General features: G+C 63.5%; 24 protein-coding genes and 1 tRNA gene. 14 read left to right on the top strand and 11 right to left on the bottom strand.

The features are described 5' to 3' along the window. The first annotated feature begins 28 nt into the window (after window positions 1-28). Window positions 29-1,252, top strand: coding sequence for an amidohydrolase (locus M1D51_RS17645; protein ID WP_458107414.1), 1,224 nt, complete (start codon window positions 29-31; stop codon window positions 1,250-1,252). A 56-nt stretch (window positions 1,253-1,308) separates the two neighbouring features. Continuing rightward, the gene (locus M1D51_RS17640) at window positions 1,309-2,517 is read left to right on the top strand and encodes a DUF6226 family protein (protein ID WP_458107413.1); all 1,209 of its coding nucleotides are present in this window, start codon (window positions 1,309-1,311) and stop codon (window positions 2,515-2,517) included. A gap of 1 nt (window position 2,518) precedes the next feature. On the opposite strand, the gene M1D51_RS17635 is transcribed toward M1D51_RS17640, so the two are convergent. Continuing rightward, complete coding sequence (locus M1D51_RS17635; RefSeq protein ID WP_458107412.1) at window positions 2,519-2,779, bottom strand: helix-turn-helix transcriptional regulator; 261 nt, start codon at window positions 2,777-2,779, stop codon at window positions 2,519-2,521. 204 nt (window positions 2,780-2,983) lie between these two features. Further along, window positions 2,984-3,056: transfer RNA gene (locus M1D51_RS17630), tRNA-Thr, on the bottom strand. Between the two features lie 215 nt (window positions 3,057-3,271). Here M1D51_RS17630 and M1D51_RS17625 point away from each other — a divergent pair. Then, the gene (locus M1D51_RS17625; protein ID WP_172325611.1) at window positions 3,272-4,003 is read left to right on the top strand and encodes an HAD family hydrolase; all 732 of its coding nucleotides are present in this window, start codon (window positions 3,272-3,274) and stop codon (window positions 4,001-4,003) included. Here M1D51_RS17625 and M1D51_RS17620 read toward each other — a convergent pair. The 3 genes from M1D51_RS17620 to tmk are packed head-to-tail and all read right to left on the bottom strand — an operon-like array spanning window position 4,000 to window position 7,438. Then, window positions 4,000-5,622 carry an alpha/beta hydrolase gene (locus M1D51_RS17620; protein WP_458107411.1) on the bottom strand — a complete coding sequence of 541 codons (1,623 nt, stop codon included), beginning with the start codon at window positions 5,620-5,622 and terminating at the stop codon, window positions 4,000-4,002. The genes M1D51_RS17625 and M1D51_RS17620 overlap by 4 nt on opposite strands. Before the next feature lie 8 nt (window positions 5,623-5,630). Beyond that, a complete protein-coding gene (locus M1D51_RS17615) occupies window positions 5,631-6,782 on the bottom strand; it encodes a DNA polymerase III subunit delta' (protein WP_172325609.1) in 1,152 nt (383 codons plus the stop codon). Further along, window positions 6,779-7,438, bottom strand: coding sequence for a dTMP kinase (gene tmk, locus M1D51_RS17610; RefSeq protein ID WP_458107410.1), 660 nt, complete (start codon window positions 7,436-7,438; stop codon window positions 6,779-6,781). The genes M1D51_RS17615 and tmk overlap by 4 nt, the downstream gene beginning before the upstream one ends. A gap of 82 nt (window positions 7,439-7,520) precedes the next feature. On the opposite strand from tmk, the gene M1D51_RS17605 reads away from it, so the two are divergent. Together M1D51_RS17605 and M1D51_RS17600 are read left to right on the top strand one after the other, a co-directional pair. Next, window positions 7,521-8,705: a trans-sulfuration enzyme family protein gene (locus tag M1D51_RS17605; RefSeq protein ID WP_458107409.1), complete on the top strand. Its 1,185-nt coding sequence runs from the start codon at window positions 7,521-7,523 to the stop codon at window positions 8,703-8,705. Window positions 8,706-8,715: 10 nt separating this feature from the next. Continuing rightward, entirely contained in the window at window positions 8,716-9,057 is a 342-nt protein-coding gene (locus tag M1D51_RS17600; protein WP_172325468.1) for a DUF2516 family protein, read from the top strand. A gap of 6 nt (window positions 9,058-9,063) precedes the next feature. On the opposite strand, the gene M1D51_RS17595 is transcribed toward M1D51_RS17600, so the two are convergent. After that, window positions 9,064-9,885 (bottom strand): class I SAM-dependent methyltransferase, encoded by an 822-nt coding sequence (locus M1D51_RS17595; protein ID WP_458107408.1) that lies wholly within the window; start codon window positions 9,883-9,885, stop codon window positions 9,064-9,066. 69 nt (window positions 9,886-9,954) lie between these two features. Here M1D51_RS17595 and M1D51_RS17590 point away from each other — a divergent pair, with 69 nt between their 5' ends. Next, entirely contained in the window at window positions 9,955-10,701 is a 747-nt protein-coding gene (locus M1D51_RS17590) for a phosphoglyceromutase (protein WP_458107407.1), read from the top strand. 71 nt (window positions 10,702-10,772) lie between these two features. Here M1D51_RS17590 and phoU read toward each other — a convergent pair whose 3' ends face one another. Next, entirely contained in the window at window positions 10,773-11,426 is a 654-nt protein-coding gene (gene phoU / locus M1D51_RS17585) for a phosphate signaling complex protein PhoU (protein ID WP_017198057.1), read from the bottom strand. 199 nt (window positions 11,427-11,625) lie between these two features. On the opposite strand from phoU, the gene M1D51_RS17580 reads away from it, so the two are divergent. Beyond that, window positions 11,626-12,930: a sensor histidine kinase gene (locus M1D51_RS17580; RefSeq protein WP_458109612.1), complete on the top strand. Its 1,305-nt coding sequence runs from the start codon at window positions 11,626-11,628 to the stop codon at window positions 12,928-12,930. Continuing rightward, complete coding sequence (locus M1D51_RS17575) at window positions 12,927-13,607, top strand: response regulator transcription factor (protein ID WP_020608526.1); 681 nt, start codon at window positions 12,927-12,929, stop codon at window positions 13,605-13,607. Before M1D51_RS17580 ends, M1D51_RS17575 begins: the two co-directional genes overlap by 4 nt. 131 nt (window positions 13,608-13,738) lie before the next feature. Here M1D51_RS17575 and M1D51_RS17570 read toward each other — a convergent pair whose 3' ends face one another. Beyond that, complete coding sequence (locus M1D51_RS17570; protein ID WP_172325475.1) at window positions 13,739-14,275, bottom strand: hypothetical protein; 537 nt, start codon at window positions 14,273-14,275, stop codon at window positions 13,739-13,741. 293 nt (window positions 14,276-14,568) lie between these two features. Here M1D51_RS17570 and M1D51_RS17565 point away from each other — a divergent pair, with 293 nt between their 5' ends. The 6 genes from M1D51_RS17565 to rlmB all read left to right on the top strand — a co-directional run bounded on the left by M1D51_RS17565 (window position 14,569) and on the right by rlmB (window position 19,404). Next, entirely contained in the window at window positions 14,569-15,051 is a 483-nt protein-coding gene (locus M1D51_RS17565; RefSeq protein WP_011690592.1) for a CarD family transcriptional regulator, read from the top strand. A gap of 101 nt (window positions 15,052-15,152) precedes the next feature. Continuing rightward, the gene (ispD, locus tag M1D51_RS17560) at window positions 15,153-15,935 is read left to right on the top strand and encodes a 2-C-methyl-D-erythritol 4-phosphate cytidylyltransferase (RefSeq protein ID WP_458107406.1); all 783 of its coding nucleotides are present in this window, start codon (window positions 15,153-15,155) and stop codon (window positions 15,933-15,935) included. Further along, window positions 15,935-16,492, top strand: a complete 558-nt coding sequence (ispF, locus tag M1D51_RS17555) for a 2-C-methyl-D-erythritol 2,4-cyclodiphosphate synthase (protein WP_458107405.1) — start codon at window positions 15,935-15,937, stop codon at window positions 16,490-16,492. The genes ispD and ispF overlap by 1 nt, the downstream gene beginning before the upstream one ends. Next, the gene (locus M1D51_RS17550; RefSeq protein WP_458107404.1) at window positions 16,485-16,841 is read left to right on the top strand and encodes a hypothetical protein; all 357 of its coding nucleotides are present in this window, start codon (window positions 16,485-16,487) and stop codon (window positions 16,839-16,841) included. The genes ispF and M1D51_RS17550 overlap by 8 nt, the downstream gene beginning before the upstream one ends. A 35-nt stretch (window positions 16,842-16,876) precedes the next feature. Beyond that, window positions 16,877-18,331, top strand: a complete 1,455-nt coding sequence (cysS, locus tag M1D51_RS17545; RefSeq protein WP_458107403.1) for a cysteine--tRNA ligase — start codon at window positions 16,877-16,879, stop codon at window positions 18,329-18,331. Window positions 18,332-18,411: 80 nt separating this feature from the next. Then, window positions 18,412-19,404: a 23S rRNA (guanosine(2251)-2'-O)-methyltransferase RlmB gene (gene rlmB / locus M1D51_RS17540; protein ID WP_026542164.1), complete on the top strand. Its 993-nt coding sequence runs from the start codon at window positions 18,412-18,414 to the stop codon at window positions 19,402-19,404. A 341-nt stretch (window positions 19,405-19,745) separates the two neighbouring features. Here the strand turns inward: rlmB and M1D51_RS17535 are convergent, their stop codons facing one another. The 3 genes from M1D51_RS17535 to M1D51_RS17525 form a co-directional block, all read right to left on the bottom strand. Then, entirely contained in the window at window positions 19,746-20,051 is a 306-nt protein-coding gene (locus M1D51_RS17535; protein WP_458107402.1) for a transposase, read from the bottom strand. Window positions 20,052-20,334: 283 nt separating this feature from the next. Continuing rightward, a complete protein-coding gene (locus M1D51_RS17530; RefSeq protein WP_458107401.1) occupies window positions 20,335-21,591 on the bottom strand; it encodes an IS110 family RNA-guided transposase in 1,257 nt (418 codons plus the stop codon). A 259-nt stretch (window positions 21,592-21,850) separates the two neighbouring features. After that, window positions 21,851-22,660, bottom strand: a complete 810-nt coding sequence (locus M1D51_RS17525) for a carbon-nitrogen hydrolase family protein (RefSeq protein WP_458107400.1) — start codon at window positions 22,658-22,660, stop codon at window positions 21,851-21,853. Window positions 22,661-22,871 lie beyond the last annotated feature (211 nt).

Below are 22,871 nucleotides of genomic sequence, written 5' to 3'. Positions count from 1 at the left end.
CCCGCAAAACCACCAGGAAGACAGGCCAATGACCCAGACTGCCACCGAACTCCGACTCGACGCCGAACAGACCGCCGAACTGCACTCCCTGTACCGTCACCTTCACGCCCATCCGGAATTGTCCATGCAGGAGTTCGCCACAGCAGCACTCATTGAAGAGCAGTTGGACCGTCTGGGGATTGAGCATTTCCGCTGCGGCGGCACAGGAGTGGTGGGAGTCCTCCGGAACGGTGACGGTCCGGTGGTGGCGTTCCGCGCAGATTCGGATGGCCTCCCCATCCAGGAAACCACCGGACTGGATTACGCCAGCACGGACACCGGCACCCTTCCGGACGGCACGGTGGTTCCCGTCATGCACGGCTGCGGCCATGACACGCACGTGGCCAGCCTGCTGGGTGCGGCCGAAGTGCTGGCTGGCAACGTGGAGTCCTGGTCCGGCACGCTGGTACTGATTTTCCAGCCCGGAGAGGAAACCGCGGCCGGTGCGCTGGCAATGCTGGACGATGGCTTGTGGGACAAGGCGCCCCGTCCCGAGGTGGTCTTTGGACAGCACGTCATGCCGCGGCCGGTTGGCACTATTGCCATTTCCAGCGGCCCGGTTGCTGCCATGGCAGATTCGTTGCGGGTCACGGTGCACGGCCAACAGTCCCATGGTTCCCAGCCGCAGGACTCCATCGATCCCATCGTCATGGCCGCGCACATGGTCACCCGGCTCCAGGGGATAGTGTCCCGTGAGCTGGATCCGCGGAAGTCCGCCGTCGTCACTGTGGGGACCTTCCACGCGGGACTCAAAGAGAACATCATCCCGGCCTCGGCCGAGTTCACCCTCAACATCCGCACCTTCGACGACGACGTCCGCGGCCAGGTCCTCTCTGCCGTTCGCCGCATCATCGAGGCAGAGGCGGCAGCGTCCGGGGCGGCCGTCCCGGTCATTGAGGAGATGTACCGCTTCCCGCAATGCTTCAACGACCCCGACACCGTCCCTGCAGTTATTGAGGCACTGCGGCTGACGTTGGGGGCTGAGTCAGTTGAATCCACCCCGCCCATGATGGGCAGCGAGGACTTCGGGCACCTGGGTACGGCGATCGGCGTGCCCTCGGTGTTTTGGATGTTCGGCGGCACTCCAGCCTCGGGGATTGAAGGTCCAATCCCCGTCAACCATTCGCCGTTCTTCGCGCCCGAGCTGGAAGGAACGCTTGCCGGGGGAGTCGCGGCCGCCGTCGCTGTGCTGATGTCCCGGCTGGGCAGATGATTCCCTTGATCTGACGTTTAAGGGTCGCACAAAACAGACTCGCCTAGGATGGGCCCATGGGGGATATCGAAGATCTTTTTGACGGGCCGGCATCAGGATCGCCAACCGCGCTTTCGAGCAAAGCTGTGCTAAATCGACGGACTGCCCAGTACATGCCGGCGGAGGAGGAAGAGGCCCCGGTCAGGCATCTTGCCGGATACGCGCCGTTCACGGCATTTTGCGAAGGCGAGGGAATTCCGGCCGGCCGGCTTGCCGCAGACGTTGCCGCATTGCTGGAATTCCTTCGATCCCACATCGGTGACATCTCCGGCGAACCCGGTTTGAGCGAGGCCGCCACCATCTTCGTTGGGAACGTCATTGCGGCCATGCGTCCGGAGGCGCACTGGAGAATCATGCCGGACGGTTCCCGCGAAGTCGGAGACCGCGGCATGGTGATCACGGTGGACCGTTTGATCGACGGGCTGAGGCAGGCCGACGACGCAATGGTGGCCGGGCTGCTGACGCACCTTATGGAGTGGGCGGATGAAGAGCCGGACGGTCCTGCGCCGGCCGAATTGCGACCGGTTCCCACGGGGCAAGCCCCTGAGCTTTTCATACGGCCGGAGTTGCCATCACGTGAATACCGCGACGCTGACGGCCAAGTGATCGGGTACGGGAGCAGATGGGGGTCGGAAAGCCCGCCGGAGGACTCCTACAGCGTGGACACCCACGGCGAACGCTTCGAAGGGCTGCACTTGGTGGCCCGGTCCTTGATTGAGTACCTCAACAGAACTTATGACGTGGATGTCAGCATTGTCCCGGCCCACACGGCGGAGGTATCCGTGACCGCCGAGGAGATGGTGGATGTGGTTCGATTGGCACCCCGGGACCCGCTAGCGGCGCCATTGACGTTCGTGCTGACCAGTCTTCCGTCAGTGGTGGTCCGTGCTGGAGTGCTGCACGACTTTCCATTTCCCATCTGCGGTTGCGACGCCTGTGACGAGACCGCAGAGAGCGAAGCGTCGCGCATGGAGGAGTTGGTCCTTGGCGTTGCAGCAGGTGGCTACGGCGAACGCTATCCCGTGGGCCGGAAGCGGTGGGCGGAGTACGCGCTTTTTGCTGTTGACGGCTCCGGCAGTCGCAGCGGGAAGGGTCCGCAGGGACGTTCGTCAGCTCAACTCTCCGCTGCGGAAGAGCGGCTCCGAGCTGTCCCCAACGGCTGGAAGCCATGGCCGCTCAGGGGCAGCGGGACGTCAATTCGTACTGCGAGGCCTGGATCCGCCTAGCTCACGGCCGCACCTGCAGCTTGGAAAAGCGCGGTACCAAAGCCACATCGCGGCCCACCGCCCTGATGGCCCGCATGGCAACGACCACGGAGACTGCTCCGCCGGCTTCGAGACGCACGATGGTTCCGCGGGTGACGCCCAGTTTCACGGCGAGCTCCTGCTGCGTGATTGCGGCTTCTTTGCGCGCATCTGCGATGGACCGCCCAAGGGATGCAGCATCGACAGCCCGGTAGAACGGCGTCAATTCATCGGAATGTTCCATAAATCGATCATAAGGACTCCTAGGCAAAATGTCCTTTATTTCGAACATTTCGGAAAATTTGGCAGATGTTCGAAAATTCCATCATCACGCCTGCATCTACATGGCCCATCAGGGGAAAAGCCCGGACAAGAAAGCCCGGACAAGAAAGCCCGGACAAGGGAAAAGCCCCGGACCCCCATAAGGGGATCCGAGGCTTTTACTCCGAGCTTCCTATCAGAATCGAACTGATGACCTTTTCATTACGAGTGAAACGCTCTACCGACTGAGCTAAGGAAGCACCGCGTTCATCCCCGGTTTCCCGGCGATCACGCAAGACATAACTGTAATAGAGGCACCGCACCCGGGTCAAAACGAGGGCGGTGGCGGCAGTTGCGGGGATGTTCACTCACGCGTCGGGCCGGGTTCAGGCGGGCGTTTCCCTGCCGCCGGAAGCTGGGGAATCAACTGTGGCGGGGTACACCCGCCACACAGACAAGCCAAAGGAGCCGCTCAATGACCGGGGACGCATTGACCAGGAACACCAGCCACACATTCAACCGGCTGAGGTTGGCGGTGGTGGACATGGTGGGTACCACCATCACCGATGATGGGCGCACCGAGCGTGCCATGTCCCGGGCGTTGGTGGAGCACGGCATCGAACCAGGAACCACCCGCTTCGAGAGCATGCTCGGCTACGCAAGAGGCACCATGGGTTACTCGAAAATGACCGTGTTCAGCCATCTTTTCGACGACGCAGCGGTGGCTGCCAGCGCCAACAAGGTCTTCGAGAAGGCCTACGACGACATGATTGCCGACGGCGGTGTCCGCGCCATTCCAGGGGCGGAGGAAGCCATCCTGTGGATGCGTGAGTCCGGGATGCAGGTGTGCCTGGCCACGGGCTTTGGCCGGCACACCCAGAACATGGTCCTGGAATCCTTGGGCTGGATGGGACTGGCGGACTTGAGCCTGTGCCCGGCGGATGCGGGGCGCGGACGTCCCTACCCTGACATGATCCTCACTGCCGTCCTCGCCCTGGATCTTGACGACGTCCGCGAGGTGGCCGTGGTGGGCGATACCAGCTCGGACATGCTTTCAGGTGTCCGTTCGGGAGCGTCCCTCGTGGCGGGCGTCCTGACAGGATCCCACTCGGAGGCGACGCTGCGCGCGGCGGGTGCCACCGTCGTCGTGGATTCGATCAAGCAACTGCCGCTCCTGGTGGAGAAGCGGGAAACCAGCCAGCTCTAGCAGGTGAGGCCGTCCTGCGGCAGCTTCCCGTCAACAAAATACTCGTCGACGGCGGTGCTGACGCAAGAGTTCGAGCGGCCGTAGGCGGTGTGTCCCTCGCCCTCCCACGTGAGCAGTGCAGCGTTCTCCAACTGCTTCCGCAGCGACTGGGACCATTCCAGGGGAGTGGCGGGATCTCCGGTGGTGCCAACCACCACGATGGGAGCGGAGCCCGTGTAGTCAACCGGTGCAGGGGTCCGGGCGCTCTTGTACGGCCAGTCCTTGCAATTCACCCCGCCATAGGCAAAGAAGGCGCCAAAGGTGGGTGATTCCTGGATGAGGCGGGCTTCCTCTGCGCGCATCCCGGCGGTGTCAGTGACCATGGGGTAGTCCAGGCAGTTGATGGCTTGGAACGCAAAGGCAGAGTTGGAGCTGTAGGTGCCGTTGGGCTCGCGGTCGGCTCCAAGATCAGCCAGCCGCATCATCTGGGATACGTCCCCGGAGAAGGCGCTCTCCAATGCCTGGGTCAGCGCGGGCCAGCTTTGGTCATTGTAGAGAGGCAGGATCAAGCCGTTGACGAAGTCATTGCCGGTCACCAGCCGGCCATCCTTGGCCGTCTGGGGGTTCTGGTCCACGGCGTTGATGAGTTCGCGGATTTCCTGGACGCCGTTCTCCACGGACCCGCTAAGCGGGCACTGGTTCTGGCCCTGGCAGCTGGCCACATAGGTGCGGATTGCCCGTTCGAAAGCCCGTGCCTGTCCGGCGGTCAATTCCTCGTTGCTGATGGACGGATCAACGGCGCCGTCGAGCACCAGGCGGCCTACATTGTCAGGGAAAAGCGCGGCGTAGGTGGATCCGAGGAACGTGCCGTAGGAGAAGCCCAAGTAGTTGAGCTTGGCGTCGTTGACCACGGCGCGAAGGACATCCAGGTCCTTGGCCGCGCTGACGGTATCGATGTGCCCCAGGACGTCCCCGGTCTGCTCCGAGCACTGCTCGGCGAAGGACTTGTTGAACGCCAGGGCGGCTTCCAATCCTTCGTCGGTGTTTTTTCGGAACACCTTTTCGCGGGCAGCATCACGTTCGGCGTCGGTCATGCAGGTCACGGGAGCGGAGCGCTTCACACCGCGGGGATCGAAGCCCACCAGATCGAAGTTGTTCTTCAGCTTCTCGGTGAAATTGGTGTTGCCCGCATCCTTGATGTAATCCACGCCGGAGCCACCGGGACCGCCGGGGTTGACCAGGATTGACCCCTGCTTGTTGCCGGTACTGGGCAACTTGATGACGGCGAGGGCGATTTCACCGTCCCCCGGATTGGCATAGTCCTTGGGTACTTGGACTTTGCCGCACTGGAAGCCGTTTTCGCAGGAGCTCCATTCCACCGGTTGTGAATAGAACTTTTCCAGACCCTTGGGCGCCGAGGCTGCGATGGATGGATCCACGGTGCTGGTGGACGGCTTGGCCGTGGGTGCAGGCAGGAAAGGTACCGTGCAGGCGCTCAGCACCAGCGCGGCAGCCAGGGCAACGCAGGTAGCCACGAAGCCGCGACGGACCCCACGCCGGGCGGACCGGTCCCTGGAAAGGTCGCCGGCGGACCGGACCTTTGAAGGGGCACCGGCGGACCGGCGGGGTGCGGACGTCATGGGTTCTCCTATTGCTGGATGAGGCTCGTGGCCATGGACTCGACCGCCAACAAGGGAGCTACGTTGGTGGTGGTGATTCGGACACGGGCTTTGTTGATGGCGTCCATCCGGGCCAAGGTGGTTTCCGGGGTTGAACTGCCGGCGTAGTCTTCCAGTTCGCTCTTGAGCTCAACGTTGACCAGGTCCACAGCGTTCCCCAACTGGATGATCAGGACGTCCCGGTAGAAGGACAGCAGGTCCGTCAGGGTACGGTCCAGGGAGTCTGTGATGGACCGCTTGGCGCGCCGTTTCTGGTCGTCCTCAAGCTGCTTGACCTGGCTGCGCATGGAGGGCGGCAGCGTGCCGGACTCCGGAGCGCCGAGGCTGGCCAGCAGGGCGATCTTCTCAGCTGCGTCGCGCTCGTCATTGGAGCTGTTGGCTTCTTCGGTAGCGATCTTCACCAGCTTTTCGGCCATCATCACCGCCGCCGTGACGCCGCGCAGACCCAGCGGAATCCTCACGGTATCCAGCCGCCGCTGCCTGGCGTCAGCGTCGCGGGCCAGCCGCCGGGCAATACCGATATGGCTCTGCGCGGCACGGGCGGCGCGATCAGCGAGTTGGCGTTCGACGCCGTCGCGCCTGACCAGAAGATCAGCGACGTCGGACGCCGGGGGAAGCCGCAGGCTCACCGGACGGCACCGGGAACGGATGGTGACCAGGACATCAGCGGGGGAGGGGGCGCACAGCATCCAAATGGTGCGGGGTGTAGGCTCCTCGATCGCTTTCAGGAGCACGTTGGTGGTCCGTTCGGCCATGCGGTCCGCGTCCTCCACCACGATGATCCGCCACCGGCCGGTGGCAGGCCGGTCGCCGGCCTTGGAGACCAGCCCGCGGGCTTCATCAATGGTGATGGTGACTTTCTCGGTCCGCACGAACGTCACGTCTGAGTGCGTTTCGCCAAGAATCGTGTGGCAGGCCGCGCATTCGCCGCAGCCGCGAAGGGCGACGTCGTCCTGCTCGCAGTTCAGCGCAGCCGCAAAGGCTTTGGCCGCATTGGAACGGCCGGATCCCGGAGGGCCGGTGAACAACCAGGCATGGGTCAGGCCGGTTTCACCCTGCGCCGCCTGTTTCAATTGCGCTACAACCGGTGCCTGCCCCTGGAGGTCGTCCCAGACGCTCACGGACGGTCGCCCGGAACGCGGTCACCCAGCAAAGACTCCACCCGCTCCAAAATCTGGGCGGCGAGGGTCTCAATGTCCGCACTCGCGGGCAGCACCAGGTAGCTGGAGGGGGCTGCCTCGGCCAGTTCCAGGAAGGCGTGCCGGATGGCCGAATGGAAGGCATCGGGCTCGGATTCCAGCCTGTCCTCAGTGGCGTCCCCGGCGGTGCGGCGCAGGCGGCCGTCGGAGGGGTCGACGTCGAGCAGTACCGTCAGGTCCGGATGCAGGCCTTCGGTGGCCCACTCATTGAGTGACAAAACGCCTTCGGCGCCCAGGCCTCGCCCGGCTCCCTGATAGGCCACGGAGGAATCAATGTAGCGGTCAGTGATGACCACCCGTCCCTCGGCCAGGGCCGGACGGATCACCTGGCTTGCATGGGCGGCGCGGGCTGCAGCAAACATGAGGGCTTCGGTGCGGGCATCGATGATGCCGTGGCCGTGGTCCAAGACCAGGGAACGCAGCTTTTCGCCAATGGGAGTACCGCCGGGTTCGCGGGTGCGCAGCACGGAAAGTCCCCGGGACTGGAGGGCGTCAGAGAGCCGGGCGGCCTGCGTGGACTTGCCCGCTCCGTCCCCGCCTTCGAAGGCGATAAATAGACCTGGGCTCTGAATACTCACCCGTCTAGCCTACCGAGCTTCACTGACATCCAAGCGCGTCATACCTTTCATCCACAGCCTTTGCCCCCACTACGCTGAAACCATGAGCCTTTCCGATCAGCATGCCGCCGAATTGTCTCCGGAAACCGTAGTCGTTGCAGCCGGCCGCCCCGAGCGCGCCCATGATGAGCCGGTCAATCCACCCATCGTCCTGTCCTCCACATACTTCGGCACCGGCTCATTGAGCGACGGCGACCGTGGCTACGGACGCTACGCCAACCCCACCTGGGATCCGTTCGAGGACGCACTTGCCAAACTGGAGGGTGCCACCCTTCCGGGCCTGCTGTACGCCTCCGGTCTCGCTGCAGTCAGTTCGGCACTGTCCCTGGTACCAGCCGGCGGCGTTGTGGTCATGCCCTCCCACAGTTATGCCGGCTCACTGGTGATGGCAACGGAGTTGGCAGAGAAGGGATTCCTCGAACTGCGCACGGTGGACATTACGGACACTGACGCCGTAAAGGCCCTCATCAACCCGGAAAACGGCACGACGGCGGACCTCCTCTGGCTCGAAAGCCCCACCAACCCCATGCTCGGCATCGCCGATATCCGTGCACTGGCCGATGCCGCTCACGCAGTGGGTGCGATCGTCGTCGCGGACAATACTTTCTCCACGCCCTTGGTGCAGCAGCCGTTCAGCCTGGGGGCCGACGTCGTACTTCACTCGGTGACCAAGTACCTGGCCGGACATTCGGACGTCGTGCTGGGCGCCTTGGTGACCTCCAACCCGGAACTGCGCGCCACGCTCCTGCACCATCGCATCATTCACGGTGGCATCGCCGGACCGTTCGAGGCCTGGCTGGCGCTGCGTGGCCTGCGCACGTTGGCGCTAAGGATTGAGCGCTCGCAGGCTTCGGCGGCAACGCTCGCTGAACGCCTCAGCAGCCACCCCCGCGTGGAAGCCATCCGCTTCCCCGGCCTCCGCACGGATCCCGGCCACGAGCGCGCCAAAGCGCAGATGAAGGGCTTCGGGTCCATCCTCTGCATCCAGATCGCCGGCGATGAACAGCGCAGCGGTGCAGACGCCGCGGACGCACTGGTCCGTGCCTTGCAGCTGTGGCTGCCTGCAACATCACTTGGCGGGGTCGAGTCACTGATTGAACGCCGACGCCGGCACACAGCCGAGCCCCTCAGCGTCCCGGAGAACCTGGTCCGCTTGAGCGTCGGGATCGAGAACGTCGAAGACCTCTGGTCCGACCTTGAGCAAGCGCTGAAGTCGTTGGACGGCTAGGCTAAAGGGCGTGGACGGAAAATTCTTGATCGCGATAGTCACCGGCGCGGTGTACCTCATCCTTGGCTTGGTAGCCCTTGCCTTGGAACTGTGGGCGTTCGCGGACTGCCTGCGCCATAAGCCGACGCTTTTCGTGGCTGCTTCCAAGCGGACCAAGACGTTCTGGACTGCGCTGACCGGCATTGCTTTTGCCATCGGCGCCTTGACGGTGATCAGCGGCGGAAGCGGCTTGGGCCTCTTCGGCATCGCTGCTGTCACCGCGGCCTGCGTTTACCTTGCCGACGTCCGTCCCGCCCTCCGCGAGGCCGGCAGCGGCGGCAACCGCAACGTGGGCCCGTACGGTCCCTGGTAGAAGGCTCTACCTGGGCGCCACTGCGTCCCACGCCACCGTCACTTCACCGAGGCGCCACCGCGCCGGACCGTCCTGAAGCGGCCATCCGGCGTCGAGCAGTGAACGGCACATCCCTGTCCAGCGCTGCCGGTTGCCGAACGACGCCAAAGGGGCCGCCTCCAGCCAGGCCTTGTCCATCGCCTGCAGGAACGCGTAGATGGGTTCGCCGGGAACGTTGCGGTGAATCAGGGCCTTCGGCAGCCGCTCAGCAACGTCAGAGGGCATTTCGAAACTCCCGAACCTCACCGAAAAGCTGAGGCTCAGCGGGCGCTCCGGATCAAGGGCCACCCACGTCACGCGGCGGCCGATCTCATCACACGTGCCGTCAATGAACAGGCCTCCCGGCGCCAGCCTCGATTGCACCAGCCGCCAAATGCCCGCAACATCAGCTTCCTCATACTGCCGCAGCACATTGAACGCGCGGACCAACACCGGATTTCCCGGCACCGGAACCTCGAACCCGCCCACGTGAAAGCTCAGCCCCGGCCGCTCGAGTTCCTTGGCGGTCCGGACACGCTCCGGCTCAATCTCGATACCGCAGACCCGGACATCCGGACGCACGGCCTGCAGCCGTTCGAAAAGTTCGACGGCGGTGGTCGGCGAGGCGCCATAGCCCAGATCCACCACCAGGGGCTCGACGGCGGCACGCAGCCGCCATGCCTGCGGCCCGGAAAGCCAACGGTCCAGGCGGCGCATGCGATTGGGATTGGTGGTGCCGCGGGTGATGTTTCCCACGGGCTTCCCGCCCCGACTGCGGGGAGAGCCCACCCGTTCCGCTTTTTGCACCACGGCCCCACTTTATCTCGCGCGGACGTAACGCCGGGCAGGGCACGTAACCGCTCAGCTAGGATGAAAACCATGACTTACAAGCTGATTCTGCTGCGCCATGGCCACAGCGAATGGAACGCCAAGAACCTGTTCACCGGTTGGGTGGACGTTGACCTGAACGATCAAGGCCGCGAAGAAGCAGTCCGCGGTGGAGAGCTCCTGGTTGAGAATGACATCCTGCCGGACGTCCTCTACACCTCGCTCCTGAAGCGTGCCATCAACACCGCCAACATGGCCCTGGACAAGGCTGACCGCGGCTGGATCCCGGTCAAGCGCGACTGGCGCCTGAACGAGCGCCACTACGGCGCACTGCAGGGCAAGGACAAGGCCCAGACCCTGGCCGAGTTCGGCGAAGAGCAGTTCATGGAATGGCGCCGCAGCTACGACACCCCGCCGCCGCCCCTCCCGGACGACAGCGAGTTCTCCCAGGCCCACGATGTCCGTTACAAGGATCTTGGCGACGCATTGCCGCGCACCGAATGCCTCAAGGACGTCCTGGTTCGCCTGCTCCCGTACTGGGAATCGGACATCAAGGAAGACCTCAAGGCCGGCAAGACCGTCCTGGTCACCGCCCACGGCAACTCCCTGCGCGCCCTCGTCAAACACCTGGACGGCATCAGCGACGACGCCATCGCCGGCTTGAACATCCCCACCGGCATCCCGCTGGTCTACGAACTGGATGAGGACTTCCAGCCCATCAACCCGGGCGGAACCTACCTGGACCCCGACGCAGCAGCACAGGCCATCCTCGCGGTGGCCAACCAGGGCAAAAAATAAAGCCTGAACCAACGACGACGGCGGCCGGTCACCTCAGGTGACCGGCCGCCGTCGTCGTTAATGCTGTAGGGCTAGAAGCCTTCCGGCTGCCATTCGCCGGTCACCAGGTAGGTGACCTTGCGTGCCACCGAGACGCCGTGATCGGCGAAGCGCTCGAAGTAGCGGCTCGCCAGCGCAACGTCCACAGTGGTGGACGGGCTTTCATTCCACTCGGGGGAGGCGATTGCCTTGAAGACGCTGAGGTGGAGGTCGTCCACGGCGATGTTGATCTTGAGGATGTCGCGGGCTACCTCAAGGTCGCGGGTCTCCAGGAGTTCAATGACCTTGGCCGTGATCTCGATGTCGTGCTGGGCCATGGCCTTGAAGGTCTGGGTCAGCGATGCGGGGATCACCGTGGCAGGGTAGCGCAGGCGTGCCAACTGGGCCACGTGCCGGGCCAGGTCACCCATGCGTTCCAGCGAGGCACTCATGCGCAGCGATCCCACAATCATGCGGAGGTCGCTTGCGACAGGACCCTGCAGGGCAAGGATGTCGATGGCACGCTCGTCGAGGCTGTTCTGCAGGAAGTCGATGCGGGCGTCTGCGGCGATGACGTCCTGGGCAAGGTCCACGTCGGCGCCTTCGAAGGAAGTAGTAGCCTTCGTGATTGCTTCGTGAACCAGCTTGGAGATCTCGATGAGGTCGTCACCTACCTGGGTGAGCTCCTCTTGAAAAACCTTGCGCACTAAGGCGTCCTTTCCTTGGAAATCCTGTTCCCATGATGGGGGTCGGATTTCAAAACCATTGACAGTCCAACCAGTAACTGTGTCAGGGGCCAGTGAACTGTTCGGCTCCTTTAGATGAACGTTAGTTGAACCGTCCGCGTTTAGCGCCGGATCACTGCTTGCCCGTGTTTCCACAGCATAAGCTGGACACGTGGATCCATTGCTCATAGGTGTCGTCGCAGGTCTCGTAGGCCTGTCGTTGGGCGTCTTTGGCATGCTCGCTTTCAGGATCAGCGAGCGGCAACGCAGCATTGTGGACCTGGACGTCAACGAACCCCTGCTTCCGGAAGGCGCAGCGGAAGTGCTGTCCGTCGTCGGGCGGGCCTTCGTTGTGGTGGACGCGATCGACGGCGTAGTCCGCGCGAGTCCGGCAGCCTATGCGTACGGGCTGGTGCGTGGCCACACCGTGGTGCACAAGCAGCTCCTGGATATGACCGCAAAGGTCCGCCGTGACGGCGTCATCCTGGAAGAGCAGTACGAACTCCCACGTGGTCCGCTGGGAAAGGGCACCATTGTGGTCCAGGTCCGGGCAGCCATGCTCGGCTGGGAATACATCGTGCTTCTGGCCGACGACCGTACCGAGATCACCCGTACCGAGGAGATCCGCAACGACTTCGTGGCCAACGTATCCCACGAACTGAAAACTCCCGTGGGCGCCATCTCCCTCCTTGCTGAGGCCTTGGAAGCGTCGCCGGATGACGAAGAAGCCGTGCGCAGGTTCGCCAAGCGCATGCACAAGGAGTCCGGCCGGCTGGCAGCCTTGGTCCAGGACATCATTGAACTTTCCCGCCTGCAGGGGGCCAACGTCGCCCAGCAGGGGCATCCGGTGGACATCAATACAGTGATCACCGAGGCCGTGGACCGCTCGCAGTTGCCGGCCGAGAGCAAGAACATCCAGATCTTGGTGGGCGGGCGCTCCGAGTCGTTGGTCTTCGGTGACCGCGATCTCCTGGTGACAGCCCTGCGCAACCTGATCGACAACGCCATCCGCTACTCGCCGGAAAATACCCGTGTGGGCGTCGGAGTCCGGAGCAGGGAAGGCGTGGTCGCCATCTCCGTCACGGACCAGGGCGAGGGGCTGACGCCCGAGGACCAGGAACGCGTCTTTGAACGCTTCTACCGCGTGGACGCGGCACGATCCCGCCACACGGGCGGCACGGGCCTGGGCCTCAGCATCGTCAAGCATGTGGTCTCCAACCACGGCGGCGAGGTGACCGTATGGTCCCAGCCCGGTCAAGGTTCCACGTTTACCATCCGCCTGCCTGAGATGGAAGGCCAGGACGACGACGCCGCACTGCCGGCTCCCGCTGCCACAGCAGCCGGGTCGTCCGAACTTCCGGCGGCCGGCGCCGCCGTCGAACCTGCCCACGCGGTTCGCCAAGACAACAATGCGATTCAACAACCCCAAATCGCGGGTCAACAAGGGGGCGCCAGCGGCGCCCAAGAGCAAGGAGCCAGCGCTTGAGCCGGATTTTGATTGTGGAGGATGAAGAGTCCTTCAGCGACCCCCTGTCCTATCTGCTGGGCAAGGAAGGGTTCGACGTCGAGGTAGTGGATAACGGCAGCGACGCCTTGGTGGAGTTCGACAGGAACGGTGCGGACCTGGTCCTCCTGGACCTGCAGTTGCCCGGAACGCCCGGAACCGAGGTCTGCCGCCAATTGCGCCAGCGTTCCAGTGTCCCCGTCATCATGTTGACGGCCAAGGACTCTGAGATCGACAAAGTAGTGGGCCTGGAACTCGGCGCCGACGACTACGTCACCAAGCCCTATTCCTCCCGGGAGCTCGTGGCCCGAGTCCGTGCCGTCCTGCGCCGGCAGGGAGAGCCGGAGGAACTCATCACCTCCACCGTCCAGGCCGGTCCTGTCCGGATGGACATCGAACGGCACGTGGTCAGCGTCAACGGCGAGCAAGTGTCACTGCCGCTCAAGGAGTTCGAGCTGCTGGAGATGCTGCTCCGCAACTCGGGCAGGGTGCTGACGCGCGGCCAGTTGATCGATCGCGTTTGGGGTTCGGACTATGTTGGCGACACCAAGACCCTCGACGTTCATGTGAAGCGCTTGCGCAGCAAGATCGAGCCCGATCCCTCCGCGCCCCGCTACCTGGTGACGGTGCGGGGGCTCGGCTACAAGTTCGAGCCGTAAAAGTCCGAACGAGCCGTAAAGATCTGCAGCACCAACATCTGCAGCACCAACAAAGGAAGGGTCCCGCCTCTCGGCGGGACCCTTCCTTGTTGCTTCTACGTGCTGTTGCTTCTACGTGCTGGTGCCGGGGCTTAGTGGCCGGCGGCCGGAGCCTCGGAGGACGTGGACGTGGACGTCGGTGTCGCCGTGGGGCTCGGGGTGGTGGGCAGGTACTTGGCGTATTCGGGCAAGGTGCCGTCCAGTACCGGGACGTTGACCGTGGCTGAGTCGGATCCGCTGCGGATGGTGATCGGGACCAAGCCGCCGGGGATGACACCGGCGGTGCTGAGGATCGCTGCATCCGCAGTGTCGTTGAGGAACGTCTCCCCGTTGGCCTTCACCGGGATCTCCGTCTGGGCGCCGTTTGCACCACTGACGGTGAGCGTCGCATCCGAGCTGGACTGGTTGAACACAGCACCGATCACCCGGCCGGGCTCGTTCTCACCGGAGGCAACAATCAGGATGTTGCGCAGCTGCAGGGGACCGAGATCAGCTTTGATCCCGTCCGATGCCGAGTACTGGTGGGTAGTCTGCTGGGCGTTGACGAATCCGCAGCCGGTGACGGACAGAAGACCGACGCCGATTGCAGCCGCCGCAATTGCCAGCTTGCCGCGCTGGACAGGGTTCATCGCAGTATTGCGCACGACACCTACTCCTCAAGAGTCATTGGAACACTTTTCAGCCATAGCCTATCGGCAAACGGACCAAAGTAAGGATTCGGGGAGGCATTATGGCGCTGCTGCCAGGGGAGATCTTGCTCGCACCTTGCTTGCTCGATGCATCTTTCCCCGAATACGTCAAGACCTTGGAGGAAGTCGTTTAAGGCCTTTTTCCCTGTATTGGCGCGGTAGAAGCGCCCTTCGAGTGCCAGTCGTATGCCTTAATCGTGATAGACTAATCTGCGGGAAAGGGGAAAGTCCACATGGTTTTTGAGGTCGGCGAGACAGTAGTTTACCCTCACCACGGTGCAGCAAAAATTGAGGAAATCAAGATGCGCACCATCAAGGGCGAAGAGAAGATGTATCTCAAGCTCAAGGTGGCTCAGGGTGATCTGACCATTGAAGTTCCAGCAGAGAACGTTGACCTTGTTGGGGTCCGGGACGTAGTGGGCAAAGAAGGCTTGGAGCACGTATTTGACGTTCTCCGCGCCGAGTTCACTGAAGAGCCTACCAACTGGTCACGTCGTTACAAGGCGAACCTGGAGAAGCTTGCTTCAGGCGATGTCATCAAGGTGGCAGAGGTCGTTCGCGATCTTTGGCGTCGTGATCACGATCGCGGCCTTTCCGCAGGCGAGAAGCGGATGCTGGCCAAGGCGCGGCAGATTCTGATTTCAGAACTGGCCCTGGCGGAGAAGACGGACGAAGAGAAGGCTGCAAGCGTTCTTGACGAGGTCTTGGCTTCCTAAGAATTGATCCCCGGTGGTGCGAAAGCGCCGCCGGGTTTCTTTTTGCCCGCAAAGTACCCGGAGATACTCGTTGATCAAGTATCTTCAGTAACCTTGGGCGCATGAGTATTCCTTCCAAGCGCGCCGTTACGGCCGTGATCGTGGTTGCCGCCGGCTCCGGTGAACGCCTCGGCTACGGCATGCCCAAAGCCCAGGTTCCACTGGGCGGCGAAACCATCCTGATGCACGCCCTCCGCGGTGTGGTTGCCGCGGATGTTGCGCGCCAGATATGCATCGCCGTGCCCAAAGGTGACACGGCGCTGCGGGAGTCGATCTCCAACTTCACCATTGATTTGGTGGACGGTGGCCCTGAAATTTCCGTGGTCGACGGCGGTTCCTCCCGCGCGGATTCCGTCCGGGCTGCGTTGGCTGCTTTGGAAGACGGCACCGAATTCGTGCTGGTGCATGATGCAGCCCGCGCCTTGACTCCGGAGCGCGTCTTCCAGCGCGTCGCCGACGCCTTGGCCGCCGGTGCGAAGGCCGTGATTCCGGCCATGCCAGTGGTGGACACCATCAAGACGGTCGCGGAGACCACCGGTACGGACTCATCCATCGCCCCGGAAGTTGTCGCCGGAACCGCGCCGCGCGAACACCTCAGGGCCGTACAGACCCCGCAGGGCTTCGAGCTGGCCACCTTGCGCCGAGCCCACGCCGCTGCGGAACTGTTTGATGACAAACAAGCCGCAGCCGTGACTGATGACGCCATGCTGGTGGAACTGTTGGGCGTTCCGGTCCACGCCGTTCGGGGAGCCAGCCAATCCCTGAAGATCACCACGCCGCTGGACCTCATCATTGCCGAAGGCCTCTTGGAAGGCCCCCTGGGAATCCGTTGGGTGGAAGGCTGATGACACTGAGCCAGGACATGATCCTGCCCCGAACCGGTGTCGGTATCGATGTGCACGCGTTTGCCCCCGCGGAGGACCCCCAGCCGCTCTGGTTGGGCGGGCTCTTCTGGGAAGGAGAGCAAGGACTCTCAGGGCATTCCGACGGCGACTGCGTGGCACATGCTGCCGCAGATGCACTTTTCTCTGCCTGCGGAATCGGGGATCTGGGCACCCACTTCGGGACTGACAGGCCCGAGTTCGCCGGGGCCTCAGGGGTCAAACTCCTCGGCGAAGCCGCCCGTATTGTCCGGGCAGCCGGCTTCGAAATCGGCAACGTCGCTGTGCAGTTCGTGGCCAACCGGCCCAAGTTCGGTCCACGCCGGGAAGAATCCCAACGTGTCCTGAGCGAAGCAGCGGGCGCTCCCGTGAGCGTCACGGCCACTACCAGTGACGGACTGGGGTTTACCGGCCGTGGCGAAGGAATTTCCGCCGTTGCCACCGCCCTGGTGTATCCGGTGCCCGCCCACCAAGCCACCGCGGCAGAGCCGGGCCCTGCTAAAGGTGCCCCGCATGCCTAAGCCCGGCGCCGGCGTCGTGCGTTCCGCGGTGATGCTTTCCCTAGGGCTCGCCGCCGCGCTCCTGGTGGGCGGTTGCGCCGGGACGCCGAAAATGGACGTGGCGGCCAGCTGCGAATTCTTGGACAATGACACCTTCAAGCCAGACGGTAACCAACAGCAGCAGTCCAAACAGATCGCTGCCCACTATCACGAGATCGCGGACAAGCTGGCTCCGGAGATCGGAAACCCGATCAAGGAAATGGCGGCGATCATGGACGAAGCGGCTGCTTCATCGCTCGGGGCAACCACCAAGGACCAGCAGGAAAAGCTCACGGTGCAGTTCAATAAGATCGGCGAATACTGCAAGTAGGCAGGTCACGCCGCGTCATCGGCTAATCTGGAGCGGTGACCCTGCGCTTCTATGACACCGCCTCCGCCGAAGTCCGCGACTTCGTTCCCCTCGAAGACGGCAAGGCCAGCGTGTATTACTGCGGGGCCACTGTCCAAGGAATGCCGCACGTAGGCCACGTCAGGTCGGCCATTGCGTTTGACCAACTGAACCGCTGGCTTGAGTTCCGCGGCCTCCGCGTCACCGTGGTTCGCAACGTCACGGATATCGACGACAAAATCCTCGCCAAGTCCGCCCAATCCTTCGGGCCGGACTGGGACTCCGAACCATCGGCACGGCAAGCCGAAGAGTGGTGGGCGTTGGCCTACCGCTACGAGCAGGAATTCCAGAACGCCTACGACTCCCTGGGTGTCCAACGGCCCACCTACGAGCCCCGCGCCACGGGCCACATCCCGGAGATGCACGCGCTCATCCAGCGCCTCATCGACCGAGGCCACGCTTACCCCGCCCTGGACGATTCCGGCGACGTCTACTTCGATGTCCGCTCCTGGAGCAAGTACGGCTCGCTGACGCGGCAGAACATTGACGACATGCAGGGAGCCGCGGACGCGGACCCCCGCGGTAAGCGGGATCCCCGCGACTTCGCGCTGTGGAAGGGTTTCAAGGACGGTGAACCCGTCACCGCCAAGTGGGAGTCCCCTTGGGGTGCCGGACGTCCCGGCTGGCACTTGGAGTGCTCGGCCATGGTCACCAAATACCTTGGCCCGCGGTTCGACATCCACGGTGGAGGACTGGATCTTCGCTTCCCGCACCACGAGAATGAGATGGCCCAGTCCCAGGCCGCAGGCGACGACTTCGCGAACTTCTGGATGCATAACGGCATGGTCACCTACCAGGGTGAAAAGATGTCCAAGTCCATCGGCAATACGGTGAGCCCGGCCGAAATGCTGGAACTGGCATCTCCCCGTGTGGTCCGCTACTACTTGGGCCAGGCCCACTACCGCTCCATCCTGGACTACCGTCCCACCTCGCTGCAGGAGGCCGCCGCCGCCGTCGAGCGTATTGACGGTTTCATCCACAAGGCATCCGCCAAGGTGGGCACCGCCGCCTCGGACGTTTCCCCGCAGGCCAACATGCCCGCTGCTTTCATCGCGGCCATGGACGACGACCTCAACGTCCCGCAGGCGCTTGGCGTCCTCCACGAAACCGTGCGGGCAGGAAACACCGCGCTGGCTTCGGGTGATCTGGACTCTGCGAAAGCCGCCCTGTACAGCGTCCTGTCCATGACAGAGGTGCTGGGCCTGGATGCGGTGAAACGTCCGGAAGCTGTTCAAGGCCGCGAGCACGCCGCCTTGGAAGTGCTGATCGAAGCCCAGCTTGAAGCGCGCGCTGCCGCCAGGGCCGCTAAGGACTGGGCTGCATCCGATGCGATCCGGGACACCCTGGCTGCTGCGGGCGTCGTGGTCGAAGATGGTGCGGACGGGGCCACTTGGAGCCTCAAGCGCGACTGACAAAAGGCCGCGGCGGCCGAATTGCATCGGGTCAGTAGACTTGATTCCAGACTTACTCACAAAATCAAGGATGGAAACTCATGGCCAACAACGGTCGCCGGTCGGTCAAGCAGAAGAAGGGCCCCTCCACCGGAACCGGTGGCCACGGCCGCAAGGCCCTGGAGGGCAAGGGTCCCACGCCCAAGGCGGAGGACCGCACCTACCACAAGGCATACAAGAACAAGCAGCTGGCTGAACGCTCAGCTGCCAAGCGCGGCACAGGTCCCCGCCAGGGTGGCGCCGGTGCACGCTCCGGCCCCAAGGGCCGTGCAACCGAAGAGCTGGTCACCGGCCGCAACTCGGTGGTCGAAGCCCTCCGCGCCGGCATCCCGGCCAAGGCACTGCACGTCGCCATCCGCATTGAGATGGACGACCGCGTCAAGGAATCCCTCAAACTTGCGGCCGAGCGTGGCATCCCCCTGCTCGAAACCGGCAAGGTTGAGCTGGACCGCATGACCGAGGACGCTGTCCACCAGGGCCTGGTCCTGCAGATCCCGCCGTACGAGTACGAGGACGCCTACGACCTCGCCGAGACGACGCTGGCCAAATGGAAGAAGGGGCACATCTCCAACGCCCCCATTTTCGTGGCACTGGACGGCATTACCGATCCCCGCAACCTTGGTGCGATCATCCGCTCCGTGTCGGCGTTCAGCGGCCACGGCGTGATCGTTCCCGAACGCCGCTCCGTGGGCGTCACCGCGTCCGCTTGGAAGACCAGCGCAGGTGCCGCTGTCCGCGTGCCAGTGGCCCGCGCGTCGAACCTTAACAACGCGCTCAAGCAATTCAAGAACATGGGCATCTATGTCCTTGGCTTGGACGGCGACGGCGACGTCTCACTGCCGGACCTCACTGTGGCAACCGAGCCCGTTTGCATCGTGGTCGGTTCCGAAGGCAAGGGCCTGAGCAGGCTGGTCCGCGAAAACTGCGACCAGATCGTCTCCATCCCGATCGACTCCGCCATGGAGTCACTCAACGCCTCCATGGCCGTTGGTATCTCGCTGTACGAAGTGTCGAGGCAGCGCGCCGCCAAGTAGTCTTCGCTAAGGCGCCGCAAGCGCCGTCCTCTCGCTAAGGCGCCGCAAGCGCCATCCTCTCGCTAAGGCGCCGCAAGCGCCATCCTCCGCGTGCTGCTCCTTCGTCGCTTTGACGCACGCTTCCGGACGGCCCTTGCGGCGCCTTTCGTGTGCCCCGTGTCATCAACGATTACCAACGCTCTCGCACATCCCTCGGGCTTGAGCCGCACGCTCTTTCAGGTCCCTAGGGTTTGAGTCGAACGCTCGCTCATGTCCCTAGGGTTTGAGTCGAACGCTCGCTCATGTCCCTAGGGTTTGAGTCGAACGCTCGCTCATGTCCCTAGGGTCTGAGTAGAAGTCCTCTACTTTTGCTTCGCGGCAAAGAAGGCGCTGACTTTTCCCAAGAACTCAACCTCAGCCTTCAACCGCGCGTTCTCGGCCAAAGCCTTCTGATGCTCTTCCCATTCCACGGGCCCACGATCGGGCACCGGGACCAGTGCCGGACCACCAGGGGAACGCTGACGGGCCCGCGCGAGCCAGTTGCCCAACGTGCTTTCCTTCACCCCGATCTCCTCAGCTACCTGTTTCACCGACCGATCAGTGGACAAAACCAGCTGCACTGCTTCCTCGCGGAACGCAGCATCATATTTTCTTCTGGGCGTGGTCATCTGAAGCGAATCTCCCATCAAGCTGTCTCAGAAAACCATACGACCGCAAACGCTCGCTCATGTCCCTAGGGTTTGAGTCGAACGCTCGCTCATGTCCCACGGGTTAGGGGGCGGACGCCCACGACACCTGGCCCCGTTGCTCAGGCCGGCGTGACGCTCCCTTGAGTTTCTCGATCCCTGTGAAGCCGGTATCCCACGTGCTTTCCTTCACTCCGAGCCCTAGGGATGTGCGAGAGGGCCGGTGGGAAGGGCTAGGGATGTGCGAGAGCGCCGGTGGGAAGGGCTAGGGATGTGCGAGAGGGCCGGCGGGAAGGGCTAGGGATGTGGGAGTGCCCCTATGTTTTTCGTCAAGCGGTTGCGGGGGTTGGTAGAGGGTGCCGTCGCGGAGCATGGCGTAGAGGGTGTCGCAGCGTCGTCGCGCCAGGGCGATGAGTGCCTGGTTGTGGCGTTTTCCTTCGGCTCGTTTGCGGTCATAGTAGGCCCGGGAGGGCGGGTCTTTGAGCGCTGCGAAAGCGGAGAGGAACAGGGTTCGTTTGAGGACTTTGTTGCCTTTCCTGGAGGAATGATCGCCACGGATGGAAGACCCGGATCGCCAGGTAACAGGGGCCAGCCCCGCGTAAGAGGCCAGGTGCCCTGCGGTGGGGAAGTCTTTCCCGGCGACTTCGGTGAGGATTCGTGCAGCGGTCCTGATGCCCACGGCCGGCAGAGACATCAGGACCGGGTGAAGAGGGTGGGCCTCCACAAGAGTCTCGACCTGGGTCAGGACCGTTGCGCGGCTTTCGTTGAGCCCGGCGAGCATGGCCGCGAGCTGGGGCAGCACGATGGTTGCGGCGTTCGTTCCCACGACAGTGACGGTTTGCCGGCCCAAGGCCTCGATGATTTCATCGGCAAGACGTTCACCCATGCGCGGAGCGAGTTTGGTCAGCCGGTTCCCGATCCGACGCCGGCCCGCATGACGGAGAGCTTCAGGGGTAGGCCAGGTCCGCAGCAGATCCAGCACCGCCGGGTGGTCCATGTAGGGTCCGAGCACCCTTTCCAAAGCTGGGTGGATCTGCGTGAGCAGCCCGCGGATCCGGTTCGAAGTCGCCGTGGCCTGCTTGGCCAGATCATCGTCGAACCCACACAGCATGCTCAGCTCAGCGAGCTGCTCATCGACCAACTGAACCGAGCGCAGGGCATGCGGCATGGTCCTGGCGGCCTCGGCGATGATGAACGCATCCCGGGCATCGGTTTTCGCCTCTCCGGGGTGAAGATCCGCGATCCGGCGCATCGCCAGGCCCGGCAGGTAGCCGACCAGCACCCCGGCGGCCTGGGCCACCGCGACGGGAAGCGCACCGATGGTCGCGGGCTGGTCAACAACAAACAGGATCCGGCCGTTGTCCTCCAGCTCGGCCATGATCTCCCGGATTTTGGCTTCGTCGTTGGGCAGCGCCCGGTCCAGCAATTTCCTGCCGGCCCGGTCCACGGCAACGGCATGATGGACGCCCTTACCAACATCCAAACCAATAAACACTTCGACAGCGTCGTGGTTCCTGATCATCTGGCACCTTCAGTCGTAGTCAACTACCGCACTGGCCCGCCAGCGGTGTCAGGACCCGGCACCCACGTTACGCACGACGTTCCCGAACTGTCCTGCCCCTATCAGCGATCTCCCGGCACCTACCAACCCCGGTGACAACACTCTCAAGATCATCGAATCAACAGAGGGTCGCAATCATGCCGGGACCAGCAGGCCAGCACACCCATATCCTGCACCAGGAAACGGGCTACGAAAAAGGTAACGAGGGCCGGTGGGGGAGTTAGAACCGGCGGCGGTTGGTCAGCACCGGGAGTTTCTGGCGGGCTTCCTCGACTACGGCAGGGTCCAAGTCGTAGAAGATCAAGCCGGGTTCACCGTCAAGGGCCTCCAGGACCTGGCCGAACGGGGATACGACGGCGGAGTACCCCACTCCTGTGGGCGCGGCACCTTGAGGCTCAACGCCCTGCGTGGCGGGATCGCCCTGGCCGCACGCGAGCACGAACGTGGTGGTGTCCACGGCGCGGGCGCGCGCAAGAAGTTGCCACTGCTCGGCTTTGCCCGGCCCGGACCCCCAGGACGCCGAGACGATGTTCACCACCGCGCCGCGATCGGCGTTGGCCGTGAACAAAGCCGGGAAACGGATGTCGTAGCAGGTGGCCATACCAAAGGTGAGGCCGCCGGCGTCGAACGTTACGGGGTCTGTACCCGCCTCAACGGTGTCCGACTCAGCGAAACCAAACGCGTCAAAGAGATGGATCTTGTCGTAGCTCGTCTCGACGCCGGGGCCGGTGGCCAGCAGCGTGTTACGCACGCGACGGGCCCCTGTAGTCGAAGGACTGCCGGGGGTGAACATGCCGGCCACGATTACCAGCTGCAACTCGTCGGCGAGGGCGCGCACCCGGCCGGCCCACGGCCCATCCAGGGGTTCGGCAATGTCCAGCAGTGAATTCCCGAACGCGCGCATCATGGCCTCGGGGAAGACCACCAATTCGGCGCCGCCGTCTTTCGCCAGACGGGCGTTCTCCTCGAGGAGCCGCAGATTGTCGGCCAGATCCCGGCCGGTGATGACTTGGGCGAGTGCCACACGCACGATAGAACCTCCAGTTGTCTCCGTCCCAGTATGCCAAGCAGGCGGGACAACAGCCGGTCCATGCGACTTATTCACGTAGCCTCCCCGCCGCGAAGGTGACTCAGGAACAGCGTTCCAGCACGTGAGCGGCCCAAGTAATCCGGCCCTCAGCAGGCAAGTAATCAAATCGCGATGTGGAACGTCGTCACATGCGCGGCCGGCGCGGCACATA

This window comes from Arthrobacter sp. R3-55 (genome assembly GCF_054161505.1).
The sequence above is the reverse complement of the archived record's forward strand: the minus strand, read 5'-3'. Positions and strand labels throughout refer to the sequence as shown.

What these genes read in the sequence shown, in the direction of transcription:
- M1D51_RS17645 (WP_458107414.1), top strand. Translation starts at nt 29, where the DNA reads ATGACCCAGACTGCCACCGAACTCCGACTCGACGCCGAACAGACCGCC.
- M1D51_RS17640 (WP_458107413.1), top strand. Translation starts at nt 1,309, where the DNA reads ATGGGGGATATCGAAGATCTTTTTGACGGGCCGGCATCAGGATCGCCA.
- M1D51_RS17635 (WP_458107412.1), bottom strand. Translation starts at nt 2,779, where the DNA reads ATGGAACATTCCGATGAATTGACGCCGTTCTACCGGGCTGTCGATGCT.
- M1D51_RS17625 (WP_172325611.1), top strand. Translation starts at nt 3,272, where the DNA reads ATGACCGGGGACGCATTGACCAGGAACACCAGCCACACATTCAACCGG.
- M1D51_RS17620 (WP_458107411.1), bottom strand. Translation starts at nt 5,622, where the DNA reads ATGACGTCCGCACCCCGCCGGTCCGCCGGTGCCCCTTCAAAGGTCCGG.
- M1D51_RS17605 (WP_458107409.1), top strand. Translation starts at nt 7,521, where the DNA reads ATGAGCCTTTCCGATCAGCATGCCGCCGAATTGTCTCCGGAAACCGTA.
- M1D51_RS17590 (WP_458107407.1), top strand. Translation starts at nt 9,955, where the DNA reads ATGACTTACAAGCTGATTCTGCTGCGCCATGGCCACAGCGAATGGAAC.
- M1D51_RS17570 (WP_172325475.1), bottom strand. Translation starts at nt 14,275, where the DNA reads ATGAACCCTGTCCAGCGCGGCAAGCTGGCAATTGCGGCGGCTGCAATC.
- M1D51_RS17565 (WP_011690592.1), top strand. Translation starts at nt 14,569, where the DNA reads ATGGTTTTTGAGGTCGGCGAGACAGTAGTTTACCCTCACCACGGTGCA.
- ispD (WP_458107406.1), top strand. Translation starts at nt 15,153, where the DNA reads ATGAGTATTCCTTCCAAGCGCGCCGTTACGGCCGTGATCGTGGTTGCC.
- ispF (WP_458107405.1), top strand. Translation starts at nt 15,935, where the DNA reads ATGACACTGAGCCAGGACATGATCCTGCCCCGAACCGGTGTCGGTATC.
- M1D51_RS17550 (WP_458107404.1), top strand. Translation starts at nt 16,485, where the DNA reads ATGCCTAAGCCCGGCGCCGGCGTCGTGCGTTCCGCGGTGATGCTTTCC.
- rlmB (WP_026542164.1), top strand. Translation starts at nt 18,412, where the DNA reads ATGGCCAACAACGGTCGCCGGTCGGTCAAGCAGAAGAAGGGCCCCTCC.
- M1D51_RS17535 (WP_458107402.1), bottom strand. Translation starts at nt 20,051, where the DNA reads ATGACCACGCCCAGAAGAAAATATGATGCTGCGTTCCGCGAGGAAGCA.
- M1D51_RS17530 (WP_458107401.1), bottom strand. Translation starts at nt 21,591, where the DNA reads ATGATCAGGAACCACGACGCTGTCGAAGTGTTTATTGGTTTGGATGTT.